Raw genomic sequence first — 24,759 nt, 5'->3', positions numbered from 1 at the left:
CCTCAGAGGTCCTCGTCGTGGGCGTAGCCGGGCATCTTGCCGGTGGCCACGAACACCATGCGCTTGCCGACGGACACCGCGTGGTCGGCGAACCGCTCGTAGAACCGGCCGAGCAGGGTGATGTCGACGGCGGCGGCCACCCCGTGCTTCCAGTCCGGGTCCATGATCACCGTGAACAGGTGGCGGTGGATCTCGTCGACGCGGTCGTCCTCCTCCTCGAGCGCACGGGCAGCCTCCACGTCGCGGCTCTTGATGACGTCGGCGACCTTCTCCGCCAGGCGGACGTCGAGCTCGCCCATCTCGGCGAAGTAGTTCCGCACCGGCTCGGGCAGCGTGGCCTGCGGGTGGCGGCGGCGCGCCGCCTTGGCGACGTGCAGGGCCAGGTCGCCCATCCGCTCCAGGCTTTCGGCGGCGTGGATCACGGCGAGCACGGTCCGCAGGTCGGTCGCGACCGGAGCCTGCAGCGCCAGGAGGGCGTAGGCCTTCTCCTCGCTCTCGGCACGAGCGTCGTCGATCTTCTGGTCGTCGCCGATCACCTGCTCGGCCAGCGACAGATCCGCTTCGAGCAGCGCCTGCGTCGCCTTCTTCATGGCGGCCGCGGCCTGGAGCGACATGTCCGCCAGGTTCGCGGCCAGGTCTTCGAGTTCGACGTGGTAAGCCTCGCGCATGGCCTCACTCTACGACCCGTTCGGGGCGATCGCCGCATCGCGAAGTGAACCGGGAATGAACCGGGGCTAACGAGTTGTCACGAGTCCGAACTCGACTTCTTCGACATGCTCGGCGGCGGGGTCTGGGCCGCGCTGGACGCCGCCTGCGCCGCCTCGTACTCGGGCGTCCCGGGCAGCGGGGTGTTGTCGATCATGGCCTGGAACAGCTCTTTGGACTTGGTCTCCAGGAGCACCTCGTTGCCGCGGGAGTTCGACTCGCCGGTGGTCGGCACGGTGAGGAACTTGAGCTTGGTGGTGTCCATGCCCTTCATCGACTGGGCCAGCGTGAGCATCTGGTCGACGCCGATGTTGTCGCCGAAGGTGGCGCGCGCGAAGGCGGTGACGAAGTTCGTGAGCTGGGTGGGGTCGGTGATGACGCCCTGCGACATGGCCTTCTGCAGCAGGGCGGTGAGGAACTCCTGCTGCCGCTTGATCCGGCCGTAGTCCGACGTCGGGTCGCCCTGCACGTGCCGGGCTCGGACGTAGCTGAGGGCCTGGTCACCGGAGATCGTCACGTCACCGGTCTCCGCGATCACCATGCCGAGCACGGAGTCCTTGATCGGTTTGTCCACGTGCACGGTGACGCCGTGCACGGCGTCGACCATGTCCTTGAACCCGCCGAAGTCGATGCCCACGAAGTGGTTCACCCGCAGGCCGGTCAGCTGCTGCACCCACTTGGTGAGGCACTTAGGGCCGCCGATCGCGTAGGCGGTGTTGAGCTTGACCTTCGTGGCGGCGGCGACGACCTCGCTGGAGTACTGCCCGGTGTTGGCGTCGTAGCGCTCGCACGCGGGCCGGGAGATCTCCAGGTCGCGCGGGAAGGAGACGACGACGGCGCGTTTCCGGTCGGCCGGCACGTGCGCCAGCATCACGGTGTCCGAGCGGGCGCCGCCGACCGCGTCCGCGTCGCCCACGTTCTCCTCGGCGGTGGCGCCGGCGCGGGTGTCGGAGCCGACGATGAGGAAGTTCTCGTCACCGGTCTGGCCGGCCGCGTTCTGGATGTCGGAGGAGTTCTCGTCGAGGGCGGCGATCTCGGTGAACTTGCTGTTGAACCAGGTCTTGGTGCCCCAGAGGGCGCCGGTGGCGAGGAAGATCAGGCCGGCGAGGACGGCGCAGGTGATCCGGGTGATGCGGATGGAGCGGTCGCTGCGGCGCTGTTTCTTCTCCTGCAGGCGGGTCTGCGGCGCGGCCTTCTCGCCGTCGCCGTCGGACTTCACCGGAGCGACGACGCGCTGCAGGCGGGTACGGGTCTGCTCGATGAGGGCGACCGGGCGGGCGATGAACCGCTCGCGGCGCTCCTGGCGCTTGGCCTCCTCGGCGGCGAGTTCCTCGTGGGCGGCCGCGAAGCGCGCCAGGGTGTTGTCGATCTTGCGGCGGACCTTGGTGTGATCGCCGACGGGCTCCAGCTCGTCGGTCATGGTGAGCCGATCCGCGGGGGCAACGGGCCGAGCCCGCGGCGGACGGCGCGGGCCACCGGGCCGTTCGACGGGTTCGCGGAGCTGGGTGGCGGCGGCCTCGGGATGGCTCGCGGACGGCTCGACGCCTTGACGGCTGGCGGGCGGGGGCGTGGCCGGCCCGGGCCGGGGCGGAGCGTCGGCCCCGTCCGGCTGCGGCACCTCGGCGAAGCCACTGGGGTGGCGGGACGCCTCGGCACGACCCGAAGGCTGCGGCGCCTCGGCGAAACCACTCGGGTGGCGGGACGCCTCGGCACGGCTGGAGGGCTGCGGCGCCTCCGCGAAGCCAGTGGGGTGGCGGGAGGCATCGGCGCCGTTCAGCGGCGGAACCTCGGCGAAGCTGCCGGGGTGGCGGGGCGCCTCCGGGCGGCCCGAGGGCTGCGGCGCCTCCGCGAAACCACTCGGATGCCGGGGCGCCTCAGCACGGCTCGAAGGCTGCGGTACCTCGGCGAAACCACTGGGGTGGCGGGGCGCCTCGGCACGGCCCGAAGGCTGCGGTACCTCGGCGAAACCACTCGGGTGGCGGGGCGCCTCGGCACGACCCGAAGGCTGCGGCGCCTCCGCGAAGCCACTCGCGGGGCGCGGTTCTGCGCGGCTGGACGGCTGGGGAGCGCCAGCGCGGCGGGCGGGAACGGCGCCGTTCGGTGCGTCGGTGAAGCCACTCGGGTGGTGGGGTGCCTCGGCGGGGGTCGAGGGCTGCGGTGCTTCCAGGAAGCTGCTGGGGTGGCGTGGCACGTCAGCGGGCGCGCCCGCACGGCGGGCACCGTTGGGCTGGGGCGCTTCCGCGAAGCCGCTGGGGTGGCGGGCCTCGGGGCGGGCCGACGGCTGTGGGGGGCCTGCGGGACGCGCTGGTGCCTCGGCGCCGTTCAGGTGGGGTGCGTCGGCGTGGCGGGCCGGCGCGTCTGCTCGGTTGGAGGGCTGCGCCTCGGCGAAACCGGTCGCGTGACGGCCGGGCGCCGCGGCTCGGCTGGAGGTCTCTGGCGGCGCCGCGAGGCCGCTCGCGTGGCGGGACTCGGCGTGGGGGCCGCTCGGGCGCTCGGCACCGTTGGGCGCCTTGGCGAAACCGCTGGGGTGCGCGGCTCCGTTCGATGTTTCGGGTGCCGCCGCGGAACCGCTCGCGTGGCGAGAGTCCGCGCGGATGGGGGCCTTGGTGAAACCACTCGGGTGCGGGGCACCGTTCGATGGCTCCGGCGCTTCCGCGAAACCGCTCGCGTGGCGGGACTCGGCGCGAGTGGGGGCGGCAAATCCACTCGGGTGCGCGGCTCCGTTCGACGGCTCGGGCGCCTCCGCGAACCCACTCGGGTGGCGAGGCTCGGCGCGGTTGCCGCTCGGGTGCGCGGCTCCGTTCGACGGCTGCGGCGCCTCCCCGAAACCGGCGCTGGTCGGCGGCTCCGGTGCCGCGGGTCGGCGTGGGGGGACGGCTCGTCGGGGTTGTTGTGTGGGCGGTACCGGCGCCGCGGGCGTGCGTCCCGTGGCTGGGGAGCGGCGTTGGGGCGGCGGCTCGGGCGCGCGGGGCTCCGGGCGAGCCGGGGGCGCCGTGCGGCGCGATACCGGCGGGACCTGCTCCGGCGGGGCCGTGTGGGCGCTCGACCGGGCGCCGTCGAACCGGGGGCGGTACCCCGTGTGCTGCGCGACCAGGTCCGAAACGTTGATGCCGCCGTGCGTGTCCAGTGAGCGTCGGCGTCGCCGGCCGTTCGAGGTGGAGCCGTCGTCGGCTCTGTGACCGGGGCCTGCGGCGTGGTCGTCTGGCACCCGGTCTCCTCTCTCTCGGGTCACGGCGGCCCGCCGGGAGGGGACCGTCTCAGTGATCATCGCCGGGACGGCGAGCATCGTTATCGTAGAGATACTCGCCGGTCCTGACGACACCCTCCTGCTGATTTTTTTACATAGCGTGCGCCAAAGCGGGCCGAGTGCGACAAACGGGGTGATGCCGCACACCGGCAAAACGGGGAATCGCCCCGTCGCAATTACTGACAGTGCTCGAGCACGCGGACACCACCGCGTTCCCGGTACGCCACCCGGTTGCGCCCGGCGTGCTTCGCGGCGTAAAGGAGGTCGTCGGCCATCCGCAGCTGCTCCGGCCCGCTCACCGGTTCGTGCGACAGCCCCACGCTGATGGTCACGCCCAGTCCCGGACAGATCTCTGACCAGGCGTGTTGCGCCACCCGCCGCCGGGCGTGCTCGGCGATCCGCAGCGCCGTCCCCGGCTGGACCTCCGGCAGCACGAGCATGAATTCTTCACCGCCGTAGCGCGCGCAGAATCCCGGCGCCGGCACGCCTTCGCGCAACAACTCGGCGACCCGTCGCAACACCTGGTCACCGATGAGGTGACCGAACGTGTCGTTGACACGTTTGAACAAATCGATGTCGATCAACGCCACGGCCAGCGGGGTGCGCGCGTCGCCGAGCAGGTCGGCGAGCCTGCTGTCCAGATAACGGCGGTTGTAGACGGCGGTCAGCGCGTCACGCAGGCTCTCCTCGCGGGCCTGGGCGCGCTCCCGGCGGAGACGGTCGAACTCGCGGCGCAACTGCTCCGGGATCGTCGGCCGGGCGGTGCGCGCGATGCCCAGCGCCGTCCTCAGGTGCTCGTAGGCCGTGCGGAAGTCGCCCTGCGAGGCGTGCAGTTCCGCGATACCCTCGTGCAGGCTCAGCAGGTCGGTCTCGTCCGGCCGCGCCCGCTCCGAGGTCACCCGTTCCACCTCCGTCATTCCAGTCTTGTCGTCTGGTTAGAGGTGCGCCTTGAGCAATCGATACGGGCCAACACGAATATCGCTCAATGGGACGACCAGGGATCGCTCTCCGTGGCGGTCGGGTCGTCCGGGCGGCCGAACGACGCGTCTGTTTTCCGCCAGCGGCACGGTCGGCTGATCGTGAAGCTGAACGTGTGACACACGTGGAAATCGAGCCGAACATCCTGTACTTCGGCACGCCGGTGGTGCTCGTCAGCACGGCGGGCGACACCGTGAACCTCGCCCCGATCTCGTCGGCGTTCTGGCTCGGCTGGCGCGCGATCATCGGCATCGGCGCCCGCTCGCAGACCGCGCGGAACCTGCGGCGCACCGGGGAATGCGTGCTGAACCTGCCGTCCGTGCACGAGGTCGACGCGGTCGACCGGCTCGCCCGCACCACCGGCACCGCCGAGGTCCCGGAATCCAAGCTGCGGCGCGGATACCGCTACGAGCCGGACAAGTTCGGCGTCTCCGGGCTGACCCCGGCGCCGTCGTCGACGGTGGCGCCCCCGCGCGTCGCGGAATGCCCGGTCGCCATGGAGGCCGTGGTCGAGGCGATCCACCCGGTCGCGGCGGACGACGAACAGCAGTGCGGCAACATCCTGTGCTTCGAGCTGCGGGTGCGGAAAGTCCACGTGCACGACGAAATCCGCATGCCCGGCACCACCGACCGCATCGACCCGGACCGGTGGCGGCCGCTGATCATGAGCTTCCAGGAGTTCTACGGCCTTGGCGGGAAACTGCGCCGATCGGAACTGGCGCAGATCCCGGAAAGCTTCTACCGCAGCCCGGACATCGACCGCGCGCGGCTGGAACCGGCCCGCGGAGCGTGACCGGTGTGCGGCCCGGAAAACCGGGCCGCACACCGGGAACTACGCGACGACGGTGATCCGGTCGGCCGCGGGCGGCGCGATCGGCGAGTGCGCGCCGAAGTACGCGATCAGCGCGTCCAGGTCCACCGGGCCGCCGGCCAGGTCGGTGCCCTTGGTGAACTCGGTGAAGCCGTCCCCGCCGCCGGCGAGGAAGTTGTTCACCGACACCCGGTAGGTCGCCGCCGGGTCGACCGGGACGCCGCCGACCGTGATGTTCTGCACCTTCGACCCGATCGGCGCGGACGCCGAGTAGGTGTAGTGCAGCGTCGAAGAGATCTGCAGGATCCGCGTGCTGCTCGCGGTCCACTGCTGCTCGAGCACGTTCTTCAGGTTCGCGCCGGTCAGCGTGATCGTCTGCATGATGTTCCCGAACGGCTGCACGGTGAACGCTTCGCCGTAGGTGACCACGCCGTCGCCTTCACCGGCGGTCGAGGACGCGTAGTTGAGGTCGGCGCGGATGCCGCCCGGGTTGGTGATCGCGATCTGCGCGCCGTTGGCGGCGGTCGCCTCCAGCTGCGCGTCGGCGATGACGTCGCCCAGGGTGGATTCACCGGACGGGGCGCCGGCCGCCTTCAGGTCACCGGTGATGGAGCCGATCCGCTGGTTGGCGATGGGCGCGGCCTTGGTCACCGCCTCGTCGACCAGCTTGACCACGGCCGGGTCGGGGGTGACGTCGCGGGTGACGAGGTGGTTGTGCGCGACGGTGGCGCTGCGCACGACGTCCCGCGTCTTCTTGTCGATCTTGAGGTCGACGACCGACAGCAGACGGCCGAACGACAGCCCCTGGATCACCGGGCGCGGGTTGCCCGCCGGGTCGGCGATCGAGCAGTTGTACTGCTGGTGGCTGTGGCCGGTGAAGATCGCGTCGACGCTCGCCGAAACGCGCTGGGCGATCTGGCCGGCCGGGCCGGGCTTCACGGTGCACGAGTCCGGGCCGCCGCCTCGCGTCTCGTCGCCCTGGTGCAGCAGCACGACCTGGGCCTTGATGCCGAGGCGGTCGAGCCAGCCGGAGGTGCGGTTGATGGCCTCGACCTCGTCGCCGAACTCCAGGCCCTTGATCGCCTCGGCCGAGACGACCGTGGGCAGGTCCTTCAGCGTGGCGCCGATGACGCCGATCGGCTGGCCGCCGGAGAACTCCACGGTGAACGGCAGCAGCGCGGGCGCGCCGTTGTCGAAGTACACGTTGGAGCCGAGGAACGGGAAGTCCGCGCCCGGGTAATCGTCCCGGAACTGGCAGCCGTCGGTGGGGTGGCAGCCGCCGAACTGCATGCGCTGCAGCTCCCGGTAGCCCTCGTCGAACTCGTGGTTGCCGACGACGGAGGCCCGCACGCCCATCTCGTTGAGGAACTCGACGGTCGGCTCGTCGTGGAACAGCGCGGAGGCCACCGGCGAAGCGCCGACGTTGTCACCCGCGGACAGCAGGACCGAGTTGCGGACCTCGCTCTCCAGCTGCTTGACGTGCGTGGCCAGGTACGCCGCGCCGCCGGCGTTCACCGTGGAGCCGTCGGGCAGGGTGACGCGGCCCGACGAGCCGGTCGGCGGTTCGAGGTTGCCGTGGAAGTCGTTGAAGGTGATCAGCCGGACGTCGGTGGTGCCGGACGGCTGGGCGGCGGACGCGGGCGCGGCCGTGACCGTGACAGCGGCCAGCGTCGCGGCGGTGACCGCTACGCAGCGTCGCAGCACGCGAGATGAAGGGGACATCGTTCCTCCGGTAAGGGGCATACCGGCGCGATCTAACCTCCGCCGCGCAACGCTCACCAGGCCCGAAAGGTGGAAGCCCGGTTAAAAGTCGGGCACCTGATCGGCCATTCGGCCGAGGGCGGTGATCGCGGGCGGGCTTCTCGGCCGATTCGGCGGACCGGGTCACCGCCATAGCGTCGAAGCATGACGACAGCGCAGGTCACCGCCCTCCACTTCGGACTGATCGGGTTCCTCGCCATCTGGGGGACCGTGCTGGTCCCGCAGCTGGCGCTGCAGCACGCCCGGTTCGGGCGGGTCCGGCCGGGACGGGTCGTGACGACCGCCACGGTGATCGCCTACGCGTCGTTCGCGCTGGCCGTGACGTTCCTGCCGCTGCCCAGCGCCGGCGGGCGGCGGCTGGCCCAGACCATCCAGCTGGAGCCGTTCCAGTGGATCGCCGACGCGCGGCGGGAGGCCGTCGAGGACGGGATCAACGCGCTGTCCACGACGGCGTTCGAGCAGATGACGCTGAACGTGCTGTTGTTCGTGCCGCTGGGGTTGTTCGCGCGGCTGCTGTGGAAGCGGGGGTTCACCGGGGCGGTGCTGCTCGGCTTCGGGATCTCGCTGGCCGTGGAGATCACGCAGCTGACCGCGAACTTCGGGACCGCGCCGTTCCAGTACCGGATCTTCGACGTCGACGACCTGATCACCAACACGACGGGCGCCGCGCTCGGCTGGATCGCCGCGACGCTGTTCCTCGTGCTGCGGTCAGCCGTCCAGCCGGTCGGCGAGCCGGCGCGGCGCGAGCGGGCCCACCTCACCGAGGCGCGCTAGAGCCGCGGCCCGCTGCTGGGCCTTGCGCCGGGCCGCCCGGCGGTCCTCCCAGGTGACGACCACGCCGGCGGTCAGGAAGACCAGGACGACGAGCCCGAGGACGATCGCGAACTCCACGCCGCCTCCTTTGGCGTCGTGCTTGTGTGGCAGATCACATACCGTACCCGGGTCGTGGTGAATCCGCCACCTTCGCCCGATTGGCGCGGCTCGGGCCGGCTGACGGTGCGGGCCTTGCCCGGCTGCCACCTCGGTCAGATGCGCTCCTGGGGCGGGAGGCGTGGCCGTGCGGCCTTCCTGGTGGTGGTGCCGGTGGGGACACTCAGACACGGCTCTCCGGGGCGGAAAGCCCCGCCCGAGGTCGAACTCCTCGACGCGGGCGGGGACCGTCTCGGCGCCGTCGATGTGCGTCGGCATCTCGGCAGAATCGTCGGCGCCATGACGGGTCGCCGGTCAGGGGTGCAGGCGCCAGAGCGACACCACCTCCTGCGAGCGGGCCTTCGCGAGTGGGTCCGCCCCGGGGTGCCGCCGGCGGGGTGCGTCCAGGCGGTCCGCCACCGTCAGGCCGGCCGCCGCGAAGCGAGCCAGCAGCTCCGACCGCGTGCGCAGGCCGACCAGCTCCGCCAGGTCGGACAGGATCAGCCACACCTCACCGCCACCGGCCAGGTGCGCGGCCGCTCCGGTGAGGAAACCCGCCAGCATCCGGGAGCCCGGGTCGAACACCGCGGCGTCCAGCGCCGAACGCGCCGCGCCGGGGAGCCACGGTGGGTTGCACACCACCAGGTCCGCGCGGCCCGGCGGGAACAGGTCCGCCTCCACCACCCTGACCTGCGGCAATCCGAGCCGCCGGACGTTCTCCCGGGCACACGCCACCGCGGCCGGGGCGATGTCCGTCGCCACCACCTCCGGCACCCCGCGGCGCGCCAGGACCGCGGCCAGGACCCCGGTGCCCGTCCCGATGTCGAACGCCCTCCGGACGCCGGACAGCGGCGCGCGGGCCACCAGTGACACGTAGTCCTGCCGGGTCGGGGCGAACACGCCGTAGTGCGGGTGGATCCGCGCGCCCAGCGCCTCGACCGGCACGCCTTTCACCCGCCACTCGTACGCGCTGAGCATCCCGAGCAGCTCGGTCAGCGGCACCAGGCCCGGCTCACCACCGGCGGCACGGACCGCCGCCCGCACGTCCGGCGCCCGCGGCAGGTCGACGCGCAGGTCCGGGCCGACCTCGACCAGCAGCATGCCGAGCACGCGCGCCCGGTTCCGGCGGGACTGGCGGTAGCGGTAGAAATCCGGCGCCCGCGCGGGCAACCGCTTGCCCATCGCGGCGAGCAGGCGGCGCGCGGCCACGAAATCGTCGCGCCACAACAGACGGACGCCTTGCGAGGCGAGCCGGATGGCGACTTCAGGGCGCAGGTCGGCGCCGACTTCGATCGGGGGTTCCACGAGAGGCTCCAGTGCGGGGAGCCGTCTTCGAACGCACGGCCGTCCGAAGACGGCTCGAAGTGGGGTTCACAACGGCCGTCACTCGGACGGCGCCCACCAGTCCAGGGCCACGCACACGCAGAACACGCCCGCAGCCTAGCCCACCTCCCGCGGCGGGAGCACGCAGAATTCGTTGCCCTCGGGGTCGGCCAGCACCACCCACGGCAGGTCCGGATCGTCCGAGAGCACGCGCGCGCCCAGCTCGGTCAGCCGCGCGACCTCGTCGGCCTGGGTCCCGTCCTCCGGCGCCAGGTCCAGGTGCAGCCGGTTCTTCACCACCTTGTCCTCGCCGACCGGCTGGAACACCAGCATGCACACCTCGTCGGTCCCGACGTTGACGTACTCGACGCCCTTGTCGTCCTGCCAGCGCCGGATCTCCTCGTAGCCCAGCGCGCGCGACCAGAACCGCGCGAGCGATTCGGCGTCGTGGCAGTCCACGGCGACGGCTAGTATCCGGCTTCGCATGGTTTCCTCCCGGCCCACCAGAGAACAACTCGCCGCAGCAGCGGGGACGACGATCCCGGACGTGATCGAACCCGGCCTCGACGTGCTGTTCTGCGGGATCAACCCCGGCCTCTACTCCGGCGCCACCGGGTACCACTTCGCCCGCCCCGGTAACCGCTTCTGGCCGGCGCTGCACGCGTCCGGCTTCACGCCGCGCCGCTTCGACCCGAGCGAGCAGCACGAACTGCTCGCACTGGGTCTCGGCATCACCAACGTCGTCAACCGGGCCACCGCGCGCGCCGACGAGCTGACCGGAGACGAACTCCGCGCCGGCGGCCTCCGGCTCGCCGAGAAGGCCGCGCGGTACCGGCCGCGCTGGCTCGCGGTCGTCGGGATCACCGCCTACCGGACGGCGTTCGGCCGTCCGCGCGCGGCGGTGGGCCGGCAGCCGCATTCGCTCGGTGAAACACGCTTGTGGGTGCTGCCCAATCCGAGTGGTCTGAACGCACACTGGACGCCGACGACGCTCGCGGAAGCCTTCGCCGACCTGCGCCACGCGGTTTACTCAGAGTAGTTCGCGACACAAGCGGGTGAACCCGCGTCACGCGGACGGCCCCGGCGGGTCACACAATTGACGGGTGTCGGTCGTGGCCGGTTCCAGCAGGGAGGATCGGGTCGAGGCGCCACAGTGAGCCCGGGCGGACGTCGAGGGGGGCGGGTCGCCCGGGCCGTGCGTGCTCCCACGACCGGCCTTGCCGAGACGGAGTTTTGTGATGACGCGCAGTAACGACCCCACACGGGTGCCGCAGGGACCATCGGCCGGCCGCAGTGTGGGTGTCGCGGCGGTCGACCCGGTGCCCATCTACCGCGAGGGACTCTCCGGGCTCGTGCAGCGCACGCAGGGGATGCACTGGGCGGGGCAGGCCATCAACCCGCACGGGGCGCTGCAGCTGGCTGAGCAGATCCACCCCGACGTCATCCTCGTCGACTCCGGGCTCGACCCGCACGGTCACCTCAGCAAGCTGCTCATCGCCGGTGATCCGGCACTCATCGTGATCGCCCTGGTCCGTGAGGCCAACCGCACACCCGCCTTCCTGCACGACGCCATCGCGGCCGGTGTGCACGCCGCGATCCCGCGCTCGGCCGAGTCGCGGCGGCTCGTCGAGGGCATCCGCCGCGCCTACCTGGACCGCCGCTACGTGGACCCGTCGCTGGCGACGCTGGTCTCCGCGGCCCGCCAGTCCGCCAGCGCCGCCGCGGTGCGCCGCGCCCAGATGCCGCTGTCCCGCCGCGAGTACCAGGTGCTGCAGCTCGTGGCCGAGGGCCTGGAGAACGCGGGCATCGCCAAGGTCCTCTACCTGTCCGTGGAAACCGTGCGCACGCACGTGAAGAGCATCCTGCGCAAGCTGTCCGCCCGCGACCGCACCCACGCCGTGACGATCGCCTTCCGCGCCGGGATCCTCGTGGCCCAGCCCGACGACGGCCCCGAGCAGCGGCTCACGCCCGGTTCGTCGGCCCCCGGGGTGGTCAAATACCGCTCCCGATAGCGCGATCCGTGCGTCACAACCGGCTGGATTCGCTTGCCGCGGTTACCCACAGGTAATATCCTGATGTTACCGGCCAGTAGGGGACCAGCATGCGCCCAGCCGGAAACCCGATCGACAACGGAGCGACGACATGGGCCACTACAAGTCCAACGTGCGAGACCTCGAGTTCAACCTGTTCGAGGTGCTGAACGTCCAGGAGCGCCTCGGCAAGGGGGTCCTCGCGGACTCCGACGAGGAGACCGCGCGCGGCGCGCTGCAGGAACTCAACAACCTGGCGGTCGGCCCGCTGGCCGAGTCCTTCGCCGACGCCGACCGCAACCCGCCGGTGTACGACCCCAAGACGTTCTCGGCCAAGCTGCCGGAGTCGTTCAAGAAGAGCTACCAGCAGCTCTGGGACGGCGAGTGGTGGCGGCTGGGCCTGACCAACGACCTGGGCGGCCTCGGCCTGCCGCCGACCGTGCAGTGGGCGGCCGCCGAGCTGATCCTCGGCGCCAACCCGGCCCTGTTCATGTACATGGCGGGCCCGAACTTCGCGATGATCCTCGACCGCAACGGCACCGAGGAGCAGAAGCGCTGGGCGCGGATCATGATCGACCGCGCGTGGGGCGCCACGATGGTCCTCACCGAGCCGGACGCCGGTTCGGACGTCGGCGCCGGCCGCACCAAGGCCGTGCTGCAGGAGGACGGCAGCTGGCACCTGGACGGCGTGAAGCGGTTCATCACCTCCGCCGACCAGGACATGACCGAGAACATCATGCACCTGGTGCTGGCCCGCCCCGAGGGCCCCGGCATCGAGGCCAAGCCGGGCACCAAGGGCCTGTCGCTGTTCCTCGTGCCGAAGTTCCACTTCGACACCAACACCGGCGAGCTCGGTGAGCGCAACGGCGTGTTCGTCACCAACGTCGAGCACAAGATGGGCCTGAAGGTCTCCACCACCTGCGAGCTGACCTTCGGCCAGCACGGCACCCCGGCCAAGGGCTGGCTGCTGGGCGAGGTGCACGACGGCATCGCGCAGATGTTCCAGGTCATCGAGTACGCCCGGATGATGGTCGGCACCAAGGCGATCGCCACGCTGTCCACCGGCTACCTGAACGCGCTGGAGTACGCCAAGGAGCGCGTGCAGGGCGCGGACCTGACCCAGATGACCGACAAGACCGCGCCGCGGGTCACCATCACGCACCACCCGGACGTGCGCCGGTCGCTGATGCTGCAGAAGGCCTACGCCGAGGGCCTGCGCGCCGTCTACCTCTACACCGCGTCCTTCCAGGACCAGGTGTGGACCGGCGAGGGTGACGAGAACTCGCTGAAGCTGGCCGAGCGGGTCAACGACCTGCTGCTGCCGATCGTCAAGGGCGTCGGCTCCGAGCGCGCCACCGAGCAGCTCGTGCAGTCGCTGCAGACCCTGGGCGGCTCCGGCTTCCTGCAGGACTACCCGATCGAGCAGTACATCCGCGACGCGAAGATCGACTCGCTGTACGAGGGCACCACGGCCATCCAGTCGCAGGACTTCTTCTTCCGGAAGATCGTCCGCGACAAGGGCCAGGCGCTGGGCTACATCGCGAGCGAGATCACCAAGTTCATCGAGTCCGAGGCGGGCAACGGCCGGCTGAAGAACGAGCGGGAGCTGCTCAAGCGCGCCCTGGAGGACGTGCAGGGCATGCTCGGCGCGATGATCGGCTACCTGACCTCCTCGCAGGAGGACGTCAAGAACCTGTACAAGGTCGGCCAGCACACCGTCCGGTTCCTGATGTCGGCCGGTGACCTGCTGGTGGGCTGGCAGCTGCTGCGCCAAGCCGAGGTCGCGCTGACCAAGCTGGACGGCGCCTCGGCCCGGGACCAGGCGTTCTACCAGGGCAAGATCGCGGTGGCGTCGTTCTTCGCCAAGCAGGTGCTGCCCGAGCTGACCGCGCGCCGCGCGGTCGTCGAGGCCGCCGACAACGACCTCATGGAGGTCCCGGAGTCGGCGTTCTGATCTCCCCGCAATCCCCTGTGGAAGGCCCCCTCGCGCCGTGTGAGGGGGCCTTTCGCGTGTTCGGGAGAAAAAAGTCCGGCGGTCGTGTCGAGATCCGGTGAACGGCTCCGTCCCGGGGGTGATCGCGATCAGAATGGGTCGCACAAGGGCGAGGAGTTCACGATGGCGAAGTACCTGTTGCTCAAGCACTACCGGGGCGCTCCGGCGGCGGTCAACGACGTGCCGATGGATCAGTGGTCGCCGGAGGAGATCACGGCGCACGTGCAGTACATGCGGGATTTCGCGGCGCGGCTGGAGGAGACCGGGGAGTTCGTCGACGGTCAGGCGCTGGCCGCGGAGGGGACGTGGGTGCGCTACGACGGGGAGGGGCGCCCGCCGGTGACCGATGGCCCGTTCCCGGAGACCAAGGACCTGATCGCCGGCTGGATGGTGATCGACGTGGACAGCTACGACCGGGCACTGGAGCTGGCCGGGCAGTTGTCGGCCGCGCCCGGAGCGGGTGGCAAGCCGATCCACGAATGGCTGGAGGTGCGCCCGTTCCTGGGCCCCCAGCCCAATGTCGCCCCCTGCCACGAATGACCGTTCGGACGCACGGGCACCGCGTCAGGACCAGGACGGGTAGGCCGGGGCGACGGCCGTGTAGCGCTCCGACCACGCGGGCGGCTCGGCACCCGCCAGGTGCGCGTCGAGGCGGTCGAAGAAGGCGTGCGTGCCCGGGATGAACCCGCGGGCGTTGCGCACGGACAGCCCCCGGTGGGTGAACGCGAGCAGCGTGCCGGTCGCGGTTTCGGACAGCTCGTACCGGACCACGCCGTCTTCGACGATCCGCTGGCGCCACTCGTGCTCGAACACGCGCGGCGGGTCCCAGACCAGGATGCGGCCGGTCATGCGCTTGGCGTCCGGGGCGGCCGGCGGGTCCTCGGGCAGCATCTCGATGGTGCCGGCCTCGATGTCGAGCACCGTTTCGCCGAACCACGCGCGGCGCCGCGCGGGATCGGTGATCGCGGCCCACACGTCCTTGATCGGGTACGGCAGGTGGCGCTCGAAGCGGATGACCGCCGTCTCACCGTCGGTTTCGATGGTGCCGGGTTCGGAACTCACTCCTGGTGTCCTTCCTGGTTGCGCGCCAGGTGGCGCTCGAGGGAGTCGAGGTGGCGCGCCCAGTAGCGGCGGTAGCGGGCGAGCCACTTGTCGATGTCGGACAGGCCCTCCGGGCGCAACGCGTAGATCCGGCGTTGCCCGTCCGGGCGAACTTCGACCAGGCCGGCCTCCCGCAGGATGCGCAGGTGGCGGGACACGGCCGGCTGGGTCAGGCCGGGCAGCGCCGCGACCAGATCGCCCGCGGGCCGCTCGCCGTGGGCCAGAAGGTCCAGCAGCGTACGCCGGCTGGGCTCGGCCACCGCTTCGAACACGTCCACCTGCGAAGTATCACACGAAACGTATATAAGCGTGCGCAAATATGCGGGTTTGAAAGCGGCGCGGGAAGGTACTCCCTGAGCACACCGAAGCTGAAGGAGTTGCGATGACAATCGGTGGAATCATCAGCGCGATCGTCGTGGGTCTGATCATCGGCGCGCTGGGTCGGCTGATCGCACCCGGCAAGCAGGGCATCCCGATCTGGCTCACGATCATCGTCGGTATCGTCGCCGCGTTCATCGGCACCGCGATCGCGCGGGGCATCGGCTACGCCGACACCAAGGGCTTCGACTGGCTCGAGCTGATCACCCAGGTGGTCATCGCGGCGATCGGGGTCTCGCTGGTCAGTGGCATGTACGGCCGGCGGAAACTGAGTAGGTAACGCACACGGACGTGTGCCCCGGGAAGGTCCGCCCTCCCGGGGCACGTTCGTGTTCAGGACCGGAACGCGGCGCAGCCCACGGCCACGAACGACTGCTGGGGCGAGCGCCACAGCACCTCGGCCCACCGGTTGTCGGTCAGCTGCTTGCCATCGGACCCGACGCAGGTGTACGTGCCGCCCGTGACGACCTGCCCGCACGGCAGCTCCCGCTCGGGCGTGTGCACGCACGTCGTGTAGTTCGTGCAGGTCAGCGTGTGCAGCAGGGCCGAGCCGACATCCGCGCCGGCGCGGATGTTCAGCTTGCAGCTGTTCTGCGGCGAGGCGTGCACCAGCGCCGGTTCGCCCTCGGCGGCCACCGCCGTCCCGGGCAACACCACCATCGCCGTGGCCGCCACCAAAACGGCCAGGGACTTCTTCATTGAGATCCTCCCTCTCTCGAGAACGGTGACGGAGGGTATCGGAACGTACGCGGAGTGATCGCGCGGGTATGTTCCGTCGATGGACCTCGACCACCAGGGCCTCACCCGGCTGCCCCCGCTGCCCGCGGGCCTGGAGTACCTGAGCGCCTACGACAACGAGCTGACCGAGCTGCCGGACGAGTTGTGGGGCCTCGACCGGCTGGGCGTGCTCAACCTCGCCGCGAACCGGCTGACCTCGATCCCGGCCGCGATCGCGCGACTGACCGCGTTGCACACGCTCGACCTCGGCCACAACCAGCTCACGGAGCTGCCCGCCGAACTGGGCGACCTGCCGAACCTGACCGAGTACCTGTACCTCTCGGACAACCGCCTGACCAGGCTGCCGGACGAGCTGACCCGGCTCGGCCGCCTGCGGTACCTGAGCGCGACCGACAACGGCCTGACCGCCCTGCCGGAGGACCTGTCCGGCCTGCGTGAGCTGCGCGAACTGCGGCTGTACCGCAACGACCTGCACGAGCTGCCGGACAGCATCGGCGAGCTGAGCGCGCTGCGCGAGCTGCACCTGCGCGGCAACCACCTGACCGAGCTGCCCGCCTCGATCGGCAAGCTGCGCGACCTGCGGTACCTGGACCTGCGGGAGAACGAGCTGCGCACGCTGCCGGACGGGCTCGCCGAGCTGCCACTGGTGAAGCTCGACCTGCGCTGGAACCGGTGGCTGGAGACCCCGCCGTGGCTGAACGACCTCGACGACTGCCTCGTGCTGCGCTAGTTCAGGCGACCACGGCCACGAGGCTGGTCACGGCCTCGGCGAGTTCGGGGTCGCCGGTGGTGGTCGCTCGGCGGCGGGCCTCGTCGGGGGAGATGCCGCGTGTGGCGAGGCGCCAGAAGTCGCCGGGGCGCATGGTCACCGTGGCCGCGGGCTCGCCCTCGGCGGCCATCCGCCACCGGTGGCCGTCGGACCGCGCGTGCCAGGTACCGGCGCCGTCGAGGGTGACCCGGACCGCGGTGCCCTCCGGGCGAACCACGTCGCGCAGCGTGTGGGGCAGTGCGCGCATGAACGCGTCGAGCACCGGACCGGCCAGCTCCAGCTGGTCGGCGCCGGGACGTCCCACCGCGTCCCGGATCTGCTGCTGATGCACCCAGAACTCGGTGTACTCGCGCGCGATGTCCAGCCACGCCGGGCTCGGGCCGTCCCCGGCCCAGGACACGTCCAGAGCCGCCGGAGCGGTCAGGTCGAAGGTCGCCCAAAGCCGGTCCAGCTCCGGGCCGAGGACGGTGAGCAGCTGCACGATCAACTGGGGGCTGCACTGGCGCATCGCCCGGACGAACTCGTCGTTGACCCGGGCCAGGTAGGCGGGCAGGGTCTCGTCGTTGGCGAACTTCGCGCCGGCGAAGCCGTCGCGGCTACCCGACAACCGCCGCATGTAGTCGTTCAGGATGTGCCCGGCGATGTCGTGCACGGTCCAGCCGGGGCACACCGTCGGCGCCGACCACTCCTGCGCGCTCAGCGATTCCAGCAACGTCAGCAACTCGTGGCGCTCGCGGCCGAACAGCGGCCGCACGTCCAGCACCGGACCGAAGATCTCCATGCCGCCGGATGCTGGCATCGCCCCCGGCGTCACCGCTACCGAGTTGTCGCGTCCCCCGGCTCGGAACTCACCCCGAACCCGCAGATCACGGCCGGTTTCGGGGCGTAGGTGACGGTCCGCGTGTCGCGGCGGACCTCGGCGCCGGTGGTCACGTCGTAGAGCACCCGGGTGTCGCTCGTGGTGAAGCCGGGGCGGCCGCTGGACGGGCGGCAGTCGGGGCCGCCGGGCTCCAGCGGGGGCGGCCGGAGGTCCGAGTACGAGCCGGTCGAGGACTCCACCCGGTACTGCCTGGTGCCCCAGATCTTCACCGTGACGCTGCCGCCGGACACCGACGCCTGGATCGCCACCCCGCTGCGCAGGTTGTCGGTGAATTTCAGGTCCACCGCCGACCCGTCCGCGGTGATCGCGACCGCGTCCCGGCCGGCGGGGTAACGGTCCAGGTAGTAGGGGTGCTCGGTGTGCCCGGCGTCGGTCAGGCCGGCGAAGTACGCCGCGTTGTAGAGGGTCGTGGCGAGCTGCGACGAGCCGCCGCCGATCACCTCCGGCCCGGACCCGTCCTCGTGCACCGGCGCCGGCACGTAGCCCTGCGACTGGCTGCGCGCGCCGGCGTGGGCGTTGAGGCTGAACGTCTCGCCGGGCCGGAGGATCGTGCCGTTGACCTTCTCCGCCATGACCCGCGCGTTCGTCGCGGCCGGACCGGACAGGCCGCCGGTGCTGAACTCGCCGATGACCTCCTTGACGCCCAGCGCGTTCGCGTCCTCGGTGGTCGTCTCCGGCCGGGTCGTCTGGTAGCGCACCGCCAGGTCCCGGCCGTCCGGCTTGGCGAGGACGTCCATCAGCGGGTGGAACGTCCGGTTCCAGTCGATCCGCCGCGCGTCCTCGGACGGCTGGACCGCGGGCACGCCACCGGCGAACACGATCTGCGCGTCCTTGCCGCGCTTTTCCGTGACCGCCAGCGGATCGCGCACCGCCTGCTGCAGCTTCACCGGATCGGCCTCGACCCGGAGCGCACCGCCGTCGGCCGGGCTGAACTTCAGGGCGGCGGCGATCGCGCTGGGCTTGAGCACCGCGTCGGCGCCCTCGCCGTGCAGCGTGACCGGCTTCGCGACCGCGGGCACCACCAACCGCTCCAGCGCCGAGTGGACCCCGGCCGAAGTGACCTTGACCGGCGTGAGCACGACCGGCAACCGGACGCCGCTCTTGTCCAGCCAGGTCGCGCGCAGGATGTCCCCGGCGCCCTTGACGTCGACCAGGTCCTGCCCGTCGCGCGGCTCGATCGGGTACGGCTGCACGCCGCCGTCCGTGCCGGGTAGCGTGACGAACCCGATGCTGCCCTCGGTCGGCGGGTGGTTGATGCGCTCGGCGGCCAGCCGCGCGATCGACTGGTGCAGCTTGTCCGGATCGGTCGACGTGGCCACCCCGACCTCGCGGGTGCGGAAGAACGAGGTGATCCGGTCCAGCGGGTCGAGCGGCTGGCGCCCGGCCTGCGCCACCGTCGAGGACCAGTCGACGGACAAGCCGGACCGCGCCGGGTCGAGCGTGGTGCGCACGTCGCCGGCTTCGACGGGCACCGGTGCGTTCAGCCGCGGGCCCAGCTCGCGGCGCAGCTTCGCCTCGGCGTCCTCGCGGCTCAGCCCGCCGACCTCGACCCCGGCGACCGTGACCCCGCGCGGCACGTCCCCGGCGCTGACGATCAGGTCCGCGGCGTAGAGGACGACCCCGACACCCAGCAGGCAGCCCGCCACCATGAACGCGCGCGCCAGGAAGCGCTTGCCCGGCGACGGCGGCGCGGCGGGCGCGTCACCGACCTCGAGCAGCTCCCCGACCAGGGCGTCCTCGGTCGCGTCGAGCGGTTCGTCCAGCAGGAACTCGGCGGGCGGACGCGGGCCGACCGCGGTCTCGGCGTCCCGGAGGGAATCGGGGTCCCGCTCCGGCCAGTACTGGTCCTCCCGCCTCACGCTTCCTCCCGGACGCGTTACAAGTACAGGCCCGTCCCGTGCTCCGTGCGCTCGGTGGCCACGGCGTGGATGTCGCGCTCCCGCATCACCAGGTAAGCCTCACCCTGGACCTCGACCTCGAGCTGGTCCTCGGGGTTGAACAGCACGCGGTCGCCGACCTTCACGTTACGCACATTACTGCCTACCCCCAGTACGTCGCCCCACGCGAGACGGCGCGCCACCTGGGCCGTCGCCGGAATCACGATGCCACCGCTGCTGCGGCGCTCACCCTCCTCCGCGGAGACCCGGACGAGGACGCGGTCGTGCAGCATCTGGATTTCCAGCTTCGCCGCGTCGTCCGGCAAGTTCTTGGCTTCCGACACGCCGGTAATGCTACGTGCCTTCAGCGAGCCGCGGAGATCAGCGGTTGCCGTCCACGCAGCGTGAAGTCCCGGTGCGCGGTCCCGCCCTCGCGCACGAGCGCGCGGCTCGCGGTCGCCTCGAAACCGGGCGCGGAAACCACCAGATCGACGAACTGCTCGGGCAGCCCGGCGACCGCGTAGCGGCCCTCGCCGTCGGTTGTCGTGCGGACGAGCTGGTGCCCGCGGCCGTCCATCACCGTCACCGCGGCACCCGGCACCGGCCGCCCGTCGTCGGCGTGGACCGCACCGGTCAGCGTCGGCACCGGCTCACCGAAGTGCCGGTCGTGCACCGGGATCGCGGTCGGGCGCGGCATTTCCAGGGCCGGGTCCTCGACCGGCGACTCCTCGACCACGCCGGCCTTGCGGCGCTGCAGGAGGCTGTGCCCGGCGATCAGGACGACGCCGAGCAGGACCCACGCGCACAGCACCAGGATCGGCCGCAGGACGCCCTCGCCGTCGAAGTAGAACAGGCCGCGCAGGGCCTCGATGAGGTTGCCCATCGGGAAGATCGGGTGCAGCGCGCGGAAGAACCCGGGCACCATCTGGATCGGCACCGCGCCGCCGCTGGAGGGCATCGACAGCAGCACGAACAGGCCCATCGCCACACCCGGGAACCACTGCTTGACCAGCGGCACCAGGCCGAACGAGGTGAGCGAGACCGCCTGGGTGAGCAGGAACGCCACCGGGATCGCGACCGGGTCGTTCGGGATGACGTCCATCGCCACGCCCCCGGCGTAGCCGATGAGGGTGAGCAGGGCGCCGAAGCCGACCAGCGTGGCGACCTTCGCGCGGCGGCTCAGCGTGACCGCACGCAGCAACATCATCACGACGATGTAGCTGGGGATGTTCCAGATCAGCACCAGGTAGAACATGCCGGTGCCCATCGCGTCGCCGGGCTCGGTGGGCGCGAGGTCGATGACCGTGAGCGCGTGCCCGGTCTGCGCGGCGACCGGGGCGAACGCCTGGTTGAGGACCGATTCGAGCAGGTAACCGTCGGCCTTGGCGACGAACAGCGTCGGGTGGGCCGGGTCTGCGGAGTAGGCGGCGGTGGCGTCGCGGTCGAGCACCGCCTGGCGGGCCTGGTCGGCGGTGGCGACCGGCTGGATGTCGAACGCGCCCGGGCTCGCGTGGTTCAGCGCCGTCCCGATGCGCGCCGCGGCGGTCTCGTCGGCAACCGCGACCTCGATGTGGTGCGGGGCGGGCGAGTGGAACGCGAGCAGGTAGCAGAACACGAAACCGAGGGCGAAGAAGACGGGGAACCACAGGCTCTCGGCGAGGGTGCGGATCTTTCCGGGTTCTTCGAGTTCCGCCACTCGTTCCGAGGTTTCGACATGTTCCGCCATGCTGTCATCTTATCACTTTTTGCACCCGCTGCAAAAATGCAGTACTGTAAGAATCGTGAGCCCGCCCACCGGTCTGCGCGAGCGCAAGAAGGAAGCCACCCGCGAAGCCCTGCGCCACGCTGCCGTCACGCTGTACCGCCGGCACGGGCCGGACGGGGTGACGGTCGAGGACATCTGCGCGGCCGCCGGCGTGTCGCCGCGGACGTTCTTCAACTACTTCGCGACCAAGGACGAGGCCGTGTTGTCGCTGGACATCGCGGCCGCCAGGCTGAGGCAGCGCATCATCGATCGGCCCGCGGACGAGCCGCCGCTGACGGCGTTGCGGGAGGTGTTCGCCGGGCGGTTCGCCGAGCTGGCCGCCACCGACGTGTGGACCGAGCGGACGCTGCTGCTGCGCGAGCACCCGGAGCTGATGCCGCGCGTGGCGCAGGCGAACCGCGCGCTGGAAGAAGCCGTGGCGGAGGCTCTGGCCACGCGTACCGGGCTGGCGGTGGACGACCTGTACGTGCGGACCACGGCCGCGGCCGCGATCGGCGCGAACCGGGCCGCCATCGGGTGCTGGCAGCCCGGTTCGGATCCGGACCTGGTCACGTTGTTCCACCAGGCCATGGACGTGCTTGCGGGCGCCTTCACGCCCCCGCGAGGATCAGCTGAAGGCGGTCCGAGCCGTCCGGCGTGATCCGGATCGGCACGCCCCAGTCCTGGCGGGTCACCCGGCACACCGGGTGTTCGGCGTCCGAGTCGCAGCTCGCCGCCTGGGCGACGACCTGCAGCACGCCCTCGGTGTGCCCCTCGGCGATCTTCAGCGTGCGGGTCAGCCCGGTGCCGGTGCCCTCGCCCTCGGCCAGCAGCTCGGGCGGCGCGGCGGTCACCTGCAGGCGCGTCGACGGGCCGAACCGGTCGTCGAGCTTCTCGCCCGGCGGCGGCGTGAAGACCACGGAGAACTCGACGGTGCCCGCGGCCAGCTCGGTCGGCGGGCGGCGCACGGCGAGCGCGCCACCGGCGACCTGCCGGCCGTCCGCGGTCGGCGGCAGCGCGGTCAGGCGGTGCGCGGCCGACTCGACCACCAGCAGCGCCTCGCCGGTGACCAGCAGGCCGGACGGCTCGGCGAGGTTCTCCGCGAGCGTGGCGACCTTGCCGCTCGCCGGGTCGTAGTGGCGGACCGCGCCGTTGTAGGTGTCGGCGATCGCGATCGTGCCGTCGGCCAGTACCGCGACGCCGAGCGGGTGCTGCAGCAGCGCGTCCGCGGCGTCGCCGTCGCGGTGGCCGAAGGAGAAGAGGTCGGTGCCGATCGCGGTGTGCACTTCGCCGTCCTCGACGTAGCGCAGCGCGGAGGTTTCGGCGTCGGCGAGCCAGAGGCGGTCGCCCTGCACGGCCAAGCCGGAGGTCTGCGCGAAGAAGGATTCGGCGAGCTTGCCGTCGCGCAGGCCCTCGACGGTCGTGCCGGCGAAGCGGGAGATGCGGCCGGTGCGCGGGTCGAACAGGCCGAGGGTGTGGTTGCCCGCCATCGCGACGACCGCGCCGCCCGCTGGCTCCCACCAGATCACGTCCCACGGGCTGGTCAGGTCGATGGACAGGGCGTCGCCGTCGGTTTCGCCGTCGCGCCATTGGTTCCCGGTGCCGGCCACGGTGGTGACCTCGCCGGTGACCAGGTCGACGCCGCGCAGCAGGTGGTTGGCCGTGTCGGCGACGAGCAGGTGGTAGCCGGCCTGGTCGGCGACCTCGGCGGGCAGCAGGGCCAGGCCGGACGGCTCGGCGAAGCTCGCCACGTCGAAGGCGCCGTCGGCGCGGCCGCGGGTGCCGCTGCCGAAGCGGCGGATCAGGGTTTCGCCGTCGGAGGCGAACTCGGCGATCGAGTGGTTGCCGGTGTCGGCGACCAGGATGCGGCCTTCGGCGGTGGCTACGGCCTTGCTCGGGAAGCGCAGGTCGGCGGGCTGCTCCTCGACCGGCACGTACGGGTTGCCGCCGCGGCGCAGCGTGCCCTGCGCGTCGTGGGTCTCGACCAGCTCGGCGATGACCCGGCGCAGCGCCTCGGCGTGCCCCTCACCGGCGGCGGTGTGCACGACGTAGCCCTGCGGGTCGACGATCACCAGCGTCGGCCAGGCCTTCACGGCGTACTGCGACCAGGTGGTCATCTCCGGGTCGTTGAGCACCGGGTGGTGCACCTCGTAGCGGCGCACGGCCGCCTCGATGGCCGCGGCCTCGCCCTCGTGCAGGAACTTCGGCGAGTGCACGCCGATCGTGACGAGCACGTCGGCGAACTCCTCCTCCAGCGGGCGCAGCTCGTCGAGGACGTGCAGGCAGTTGATGCAGCCCGAGGTCCAGAAGTCGAGCAGCACGATCTTGCCGCGCAGCTGCGCCAGGGTGACGGTTTCGCCGCCGGTGTTCAGCCACACGTCCCCGGCGAGTTCGGGCGCGCGCACGCGCGCCTGGCGTTGCTCTGATGCCACGCAACGGTTCAACGACCTGCGCGAATCCGGTTGTTCCCATGGTCCACGATGTGGAATCTCACAACGCCGGCTCCCGGTACGGGTCGTGCTCGGCGAGCAGCTTCTCCAGCCGAGCCTGGTCGACCCGGCTCATCAGGTAGCTGCTCTCCTGCCGGTCGCGCACGACTTTCGCCAGCGTGAACGCCGAGGTGATGGCGTAGAGCATCGCGATCGCGAGGAAAGCGCGGACCCAGCCGTTGACCGGAAGGTAGGCGACGCCCACCGCGACCGCGGCGAGGGAGATGCCGAACGAGATCGCCGACTGCGCGAAGAACGCGCCCGTGGTTGGCGAAGTGGTGGTCTTCGTCGTCATGGACCCAACAATCGCGCGTGGCGATCCGGAAATCTTGAGTGCTTCTACTCAAACCGTTCCAGGGCGTCAGCGACAGCCGCCGGCTCTGTGAGCGGCACGAGGTGGTGGGCATCCAGCCGTTCGACCGGCCAGCCGCGCTCGGCGGCTTGTCCGGCCTCCTCGTCGTAGGCGGCGCTGAGCTGGAGGTAGGCGCTGGGCGGCAGGCCGGCCTCGGGCGCGGGTTCGGCGAAGTAGGCCACCGGGACGCGCGGGAGCTCGGCCAGGAACTCCTCGCGGATTCGCTGGTCGGGCAGCAGGTCCGTGATCGTGCCCGGTGGGAACCACTCGTGCCACGGCGGGAGCCGGCCGTCGGTCGCCAGGTCGCGCAGGCGCTCGGCCAGCTCGGGCGGTGCGGTGTCGAACCAGCCGCGGCCGGGGTGCGGCAGCAGGGCGTCGACGAAGATCGCGCGTGGCGCGTGCGTCCGTGCGGCGATGCCGGGCACCAGCGCTCCGGCGCCGCTGTGCGCGACGAGGATGCCCGGTTCGGCGGCCGCGTCGAAGAGCCTCGGGTAGTACGGGCCCGGTCCGTCCAGCGCACCGAGCAGCGACGGCGTGGCGACCCGGTGACCCCGCGAGCGCAGTTCGGCCGCGACCCGCTGCCAGGTCGAAGGCCCCACGAGCGGGCTGTGCACCAGGACGAAATCACTCATCAGAGTCCAATCAGACAATTCATCGCGAGCTACATCCACACT

General features: G+C 71.3%; 26 protein-coding genes. 9 read left to right on the top strand and 17 right to left on the bottom strand.

From position 1 onward, the window contains the following. Positions 1 to 2: 2 nt before the first annotated feature. The 3 genes from phoU to IE290_RS25640 all read right to left on the bottom strand — a co-directional run bounded on the left by phoU (position 3) and on the right by IE290_RS25640 (position 4,869). Entirely contained in the window at positions 3 to 668 is a 666-nt protein-coding gene (gene phoU / locus IE290_RS25650; protein ID WP_191247229.1) for a phosphate signaling complex protein PhoU, read from the bottom strand. 77 nt (positions 669 to 745) lie between these two features. Beyond that, the gene (locus IE290_RS25645; protein ID WP_191247228.1) at positions 746 to 2,125 is read right to left on the bottom strand and encodes an LCP family protein; all 1,380 of its coding nucleotides are present in this window, start codon (positions 2,123 to 2,125) and stop codon (positions 746 to 748) included. Between the two features lie 2,003 nt (positions 2,126 to 4,128). Beyond that, on the bottom strand, positions 4,129 to 4,869 hold the full coding sequence (locus IE290_RS25640; RefSeq protein ID WP_191247227.1) for a GGDEF domain-containing protein: 741 nt from the start codon (positions 4,867 to 4,869) through the stop codon (positions 4,129 to 4,131). Positions 4,870 to 5,045: 176 nt separating this feature from the next. Here IE290_RS25640 and IE290_RS25635 point away from each other — a divergent pair, with 176 nt between their 5' ends. After that, positions 5,046 to 5,723 (top strand): flavin reductase family protein, encoded by a 678-nt coding sequence (locus tag IE290_RS25635; RefSeq protein WP_229874700.1) that lies wholly within the window; start codon positions 5,046 to 5,048, stop codon positions 5,721 to 5,723. Between the two features lie 39 nt (positions 5,724 to 5,762). Here IE290_RS25635 and IE290_RS25630 read toward each other — a convergent pair whose 3' ends face one another. Continuing rightward, the gene (locus IE290_RS25630) at positions 5,763 to 7,463 is read right to left on the bottom strand and encodes a bifunctional metallophosphatase/5'-nucleotidase (RefSeq protein WP_191247225.1); all 1,701 of its coding nucleotides are present in this window, start codon (positions 7,461 to 7,463) and stop codon (positions 5,763 to 5,765) included. Between the two features lie 183 nt (positions 7,464 to 7,646). Here IE290_RS25630 and IE290_RS25625 point away from each other — a divergent pair, with 183 nt between their 5' ends. After that, positions 7,647 to 8,276, top strand: coding sequence for a VanZ family protein (locus tag IE290_RS25625; RefSeq protein ID WP_191247224.1), 630 nt, complete (start codon positions 7,647 to 7,649; stop codon positions 8,274 to 8,276). Here the strand turns inward: IE290_RS25625 and IE290_RS25620 are convergent. The 3 genes from IE290_RS25620 to IE290_RS25610 all read right to left on the bottom strand — a co-directional run bounded on the left by IE290_RS25620 (position 8,211) and on the right by IE290_RS25610 (position 10,220). Continuing rightward, positions 8,211 to 8,393: a hypothetical protein gene (locus IE290_RS25620; protein ID WP_191247223.1), complete on the bottom strand. Its 183-nt coding sequence runs from the start codon at positions 8,391 to 8,393 to the stop codon at positions 8,211 to 8,213. The two genes, IE290_RS25625 and IE290_RS25620, sit on opposite strands and share 66 nt — an antisense overlap. A 333-nt stretch (positions 8,394 to 8,726) precedes the next feature. Further along, positions 8,727 to 9,716, bottom strand: coding sequence for a N5-glutamine methyltransferase family protein (locus IE290_RS25615; protein WP_229874699.1), 990 nt, complete (start codon positions 9,714 to 9,716; stop codon positions 8,727 to 8,729). A gap of 135 nt (positions 9,717 to 9,851) precedes the next feature. Next, positions 9,852 to 10,220, bottom strand: coding sequence for a VOC family protein (locus tag IE290_RS25610; protein ID WP_191247222.1), 369 nt, complete (start codon positions 10,218 to 10,220; stop codon positions 9,852 to 9,854). On the opposite strand from IE290_RS25610, the gene mug reads away from it, so the two are divergent. The 4 genes from mug (at position 10,219) to IE290_RS25590 (ending at position 14,297) form a co-directional block, all read left to right on the top strand. Further along, complete coding sequence (gene mug / locus IE290_RS25605) at positions 10,219 to 10,773, top strand: G/U mismatch-specific DNA glycosylase (RefSeq protein WP_191247221.1); 555 nt, start codon at positions 10,219 to 10,221, stop codon at positions 10,771 to 10,773. The two genes, IE290_RS25610 and mug, sit on opposite strands and share 2 nt — an antisense overlap. Before the next feature lie 199 nt (positions 10,774 to 10,972). Next, positions 10,973 to 11,746, top strand: a complete 774-nt coding sequence (locus tag IE290_RS25600; protein ID WP_191247220.1) for a response regulator transcription factor — start codon at positions 10,973 to 10,975, stop codon at positions 11,744 to 11,746. 130 nt (positions 11,747 to 11,876) lie between these two features. Continuing rightward, on the top strand, positions 11,877 to 13,718 hold the full coding sequence (locus IE290_RS25595; RefSeq protein ID WP_191247219.1) for an acyl-CoA dehydrogenase: 1,842 nt from the start codon (positions 11,877 to 11,879) through the stop codon (positions 13,716 to 13,718). Between the two features lie 162 nt (positions 13,719 to 13,880). Then, on the top strand, positions 13,881 to 14,297 hold the full coding sequence (locus IE290_RS25590; protein WP_191247218.1) for a YciI family protein: 417 nt from the start codon (positions 13,881 to 13,883) through the stop codon (positions 14,295 to 14,297). Between the two features lie 24 nt (positions 14,298 to 14,321). Here the strand turns inward: IE290_RS25590 and IE290_RS25585 are convergent, their stop codons facing one another. Beyond that, the gene (locus IE290_RS25585; protein WP_191247217.1) at positions 14,322 to 14,819 is read right to left on the bottom strand and encodes an SRPBCC family protein; all 498 of its coding nucleotides are present in this window, start codon (positions 14,817 to 14,819) and stop codon (positions 14,322 to 14,324) included. Continuing rightward, entirely contained in the window at positions 14,816 to 15,136 is a 321-nt protein-coding gene (locus IE290_RS25580; protein ID WP_191247216.1) for an ArsR/SmtB family transcription factor, read from the bottom strand. The genes IE290_RS25585 and IE290_RS25580 overlap by 4 nt, the downstream gene beginning before the upstream one ends. A 104-nt stretch (positions 15,137 to 15,240) precedes the next feature. Here IE290_RS25580 and IE290_RS25575 point away from each other — a divergent pair, with 104 nt between their 5' ends. Continuing rightward, positions 15,241 to 15,516 carry a GlsB/YeaQ/YmgE family stress response membrane protein gene (locus tag IE290_RS25575; protein ID WP_191247215.1) on the top strand — a complete coding sequence of 92 codons (276 nt, stop codon included), beginning with the start codon at positions 15,241 to 15,243 and terminating at the stop codon, positions 15,514 to 15,516. 53 nt (positions 15,517 to 15,569) lie between these two features. Here the strand turns inward: IE290_RS25575 and IE290_RS25570 are convergent, their stop codons facing one another. Further along, complete coding sequence (locus IE290_RS25570; RefSeq protein ID WP_191247214.1) at positions 15,570 to 15,935, bottom strand: hypothetical protein; 366 nt, start codon at positions 15,933 to 15,935, stop codon at positions 15,570 to 15,572. Positions 15,936 to 16,014: 79 nt separating this feature from the next. Here IE290_RS25570 and IE290_RS25565 point away from each other — a divergent pair, with 79 nt between their 5' ends. Further along, a complete protein-coding gene (locus IE290_RS25565) occupies positions 16,015 to 16,704 on the top strand; it encodes a leucine-rich repeat domain-containing protein (protein ID WP_191247213.1) in 690 nt (229 codons plus the stop codon). 1 nt (position 16,705) lies between these two features. Here IE290_RS25565 and IE290_RS25560 read toward each other — a convergent pair whose 3' ends face one another. From IE290_RS25560 to IE290_RS25545, 4 genes are all read right to left on the bottom strand, one after another. Beyond that, positions 16,706 to 17,524, bottom strand: coding sequence for a maleylpyruvate isomerase family mycothiol-dependent enzyme (locus tag IE290_RS25560; RefSeq protein ID WP_191247212.1), 819 nt, complete (start codon positions 17,522 to 17,524; stop codon positions 16,706 to 16,708). A 35-nt stretch (positions 17,525 to 17,559) separates the two neighbouring features. After that, positions 17,560 to 19,482, bottom strand: a complete 1,923-nt coding sequence (locus tag IE290_RS25555; protein WP_191247211.1) for a VanW family protein — start codon at positions 19,480 to 19,482, stop codon at positions 17,560 to 17,562. 17 nt (positions 19,483 to 19,499) lie between these two features. Further along, positions 19,500 to 19,793 carry a GroES family chaperonin gene (locus IE290_RS25550; protein ID WP_051079572.1) on the bottom strand — a complete coding sequence of 98 codons (294 nt, stop codon included), beginning with the start codon at positions 19,791 to 19,793 and terminating at the stop codon, positions 19,500 to 19,502. Between the two features lie 71 nt (positions 19,794 to 19,864). Then, the gene (locus tag IE290_RS25545) at positions 19,865 to 21,226 is read right to left on the bottom strand and encodes a carboxypeptidase regulatory-like domain-containing protein (protein ID WP_191247210.1); all 1,362 of its coding nucleotides are present in this window, start codon (positions 21,224 to 21,226) and stop codon (positions 19,865 to 19,867) included. A 55-nt stretch (positions 21,227 to 21,281) separates the two neighbouring features. Here IE290_RS25545 and IE290_RS25540 point away from each other — a divergent pair, with 55 nt between their 5' ends. Continuing rightward, on the top strand, positions 21,282 to 21,905 hold the full coding sequence (locus tag IE290_RS25540; protein ID WP_191247209.1) for a TetR/AcrR family transcriptional regulator: 624 nt from the start codon (positions 21,282 to 21,284) through the stop codon (positions 21,903 to 21,905). On the opposite strand, the gene IE290_RS25535 is transcribed toward IE290_RS25540, so the two are convergent. The 3 genes from IE290_RS25535 to IE290_RS25525 all read right to left on the bottom strand — a co-directional run bounded on the left by IE290_RS25535 (position 21,856) and on the right by IE290_RS25525 (position 24,717). Beyond that, positions 21,856 to 23,649, bottom strand: a complete 1,794-nt coding sequence (locus IE290_RS25535) for an NHL domain-containing thioredoxin family protein (protein WP_191247439.1) — start codon at positions 23,647 to 23,649, stop codon at positions 21,856 to 21,858. The genes IE290_RS25540 and IE290_RS25535 overlap by 50 nt on opposite strands. Positions 23,650 to 23,734: 85 nt before the next feature. After that, entirely contained in the window at positions 23,735 to 24,028 is a 294-nt protein-coding gene (locus IE290_RS25530) for a YiaA/YiaB family inner membrane protein (RefSeq protein ID WP_191247208.1), read from the bottom strand. Between the two features lie 44 nt (positions 24,029 to 24,072). After that, complete coding sequence (locus IE290_RS25525; RefSeq protein WP_191247207.1) at positions 24,073 to 24,717, bottom strand: alpha/beta fold hydrolase; 645 nt, start codon at positions 24,715 to 24,717, stop codon at positions 24,073 to 24,075. Between the last annotated feature and the right edge of the window lie 42 nt (positions 24,718 to 24,759).

Origin of the sequence: Amycolatopsis deserti (assembly GCF_014653945.1) — a bacterium.
Classification (GTDB): domain Bacteria; phylum Actinomycetota; class Actinomycetes; order Mycobacteriales; family Pseudonocardiaceae; genus Amycolatopsis_E; species Amycolatopsis_E deserti.
Note: the sequence above shows the minus strand (reverse complement) of the source record. Positions and strands in the feature narration are given on the sequence as shown.

Excerpts from the sequence above, each read along its gene's own strand:
- IE290_RS25575 (WP_191247215.1), top strand. The coding sequence starts at position 15,241 with ATGACAATCGGTGGAATCATCAGCGCGATCGTCGTGGGTCTGATCATC.
- IE290_RS25560 (WP_191247212.1), bottom strand. The coding sequence starts at position 17,524 with ATGGAGATCTTCGGTCCGGTGCTGGACGTGCGGCCGCTGTTCGGCCGC.
- mug (WP_191247221.1), top strand. The coding sequence starts at position 10,219 with ATGGTTTCCTCCCGGCCCACCAGAGAACAACTCGCCGCAGCAGCGGGG.
- phoU (WP_191247229.1), bottom strand. The coding sequence starts at position 668 with ATGCGCGAGGCTTACCACGTCGAACTCGAAGACCTGGCCGCGAACCTG.
- IE290_RS25595 (WP_191247219.1), top strand. The coding sequence starts at position 11,877 with ATGGGCCACTACAAGTCCAACGTGCGAGACCTCGAGTTCAACCTGTTC.
- IE290_RS25625 (WP_191247224.1), top strand. The coding sequence starts at position 7,647 with ATGACGACAGCGCAGGTCACCGCCCTCCACTTCGGACTGATCGGGTTC.
- IE290_RS25565 (WP_191247213.1), top strand. The coding sequence starts at position 16,015 with ATGGACCTCGACCACCAGGGCCTCACCCGGCTGCCCCCGCTGCCCGCG.
- IE290_RS25590 (WP_191247218.1), top strand. The coding sequence starts at position 13,881 with ATGGCGAAGTACCTGTTGCTCAAGCACTACCGGGGCGCTCCGGCGGCG.
- IE290_RS25630 (WP_191247225.1), bottom strand. The coding sequence starts at position 7,463 with ATGTCCCCTTCATCTCGCGTGCTGCGACGCTGCGTAGCGGTCACCGCC.
- IE290_RS25545 (WP_191247210.1), bottom strand. The coding sequence starts at position 21,226 with ATGGCGGAACATGTCGAAACCTCGGAACGAGTGGCGGAACTCGAAGAA.
- IE290_RS25610 (WP_191247222.1), bottom strand. The coding sequence starts at position 10,220 with ATGCGAAGCCGGATACTAGCCGTCGCCGTGGACTGCCACGACGCCGAA.
- IE290_RS25530 (WP_191247208.1), bottom strand. The coding sequence starts at position 24,028 with ATGACGACGAAGACCACCACTTCGCCAACCACGGGCGCGTTCTTCGCG.
- IE290_RS25645 (WP_191247228.1), bottom strand. The coding sequence starts at position 2,125 with ATGACCGACGAGCTGGAGCCCGTCGGCGATCACACCAAGGTCCGCCGC.
- IE290_RS25570 (WP_191247214.1), bottom strand. The coding sequence starts at position 15,935 with ATGAAGAAGTCCCTGGCCGTTTTGGTGGCGGCCACGGCGATGGTGGTG.
- IE290_RS25525 (WP_191247207.1), bottom strand. The coding sequence starts at position 24,717 with ATGAGTGATTTCGTCCTGGTGCACAGCCCGCTCGTGGGGCCTTCGACC.
- IE290_RS25550 (WP_051079572.1), bottom strand. The coding sequence starts at position 19,793 with ATGCTGCACGACCGCGTCCTCGTCCGGGTCTCCGCGGAGGAGGGTGAG.
- IE290_RS25640 (WP_191247227.1), bottom strand. The coding sequence starts at position 4,869 with ATGACGGAGGTGGAACGGGTGACCTCGGAGCGGGCGCGGCCGGACGAG.
- IE290_RS25600 (WP_191247220.1), top strand. The coding sequence starts at position 10,973 with ATGACGCGCAGTAACGACCCCACACGGGTGCCGCAGGGACCATCGGCC.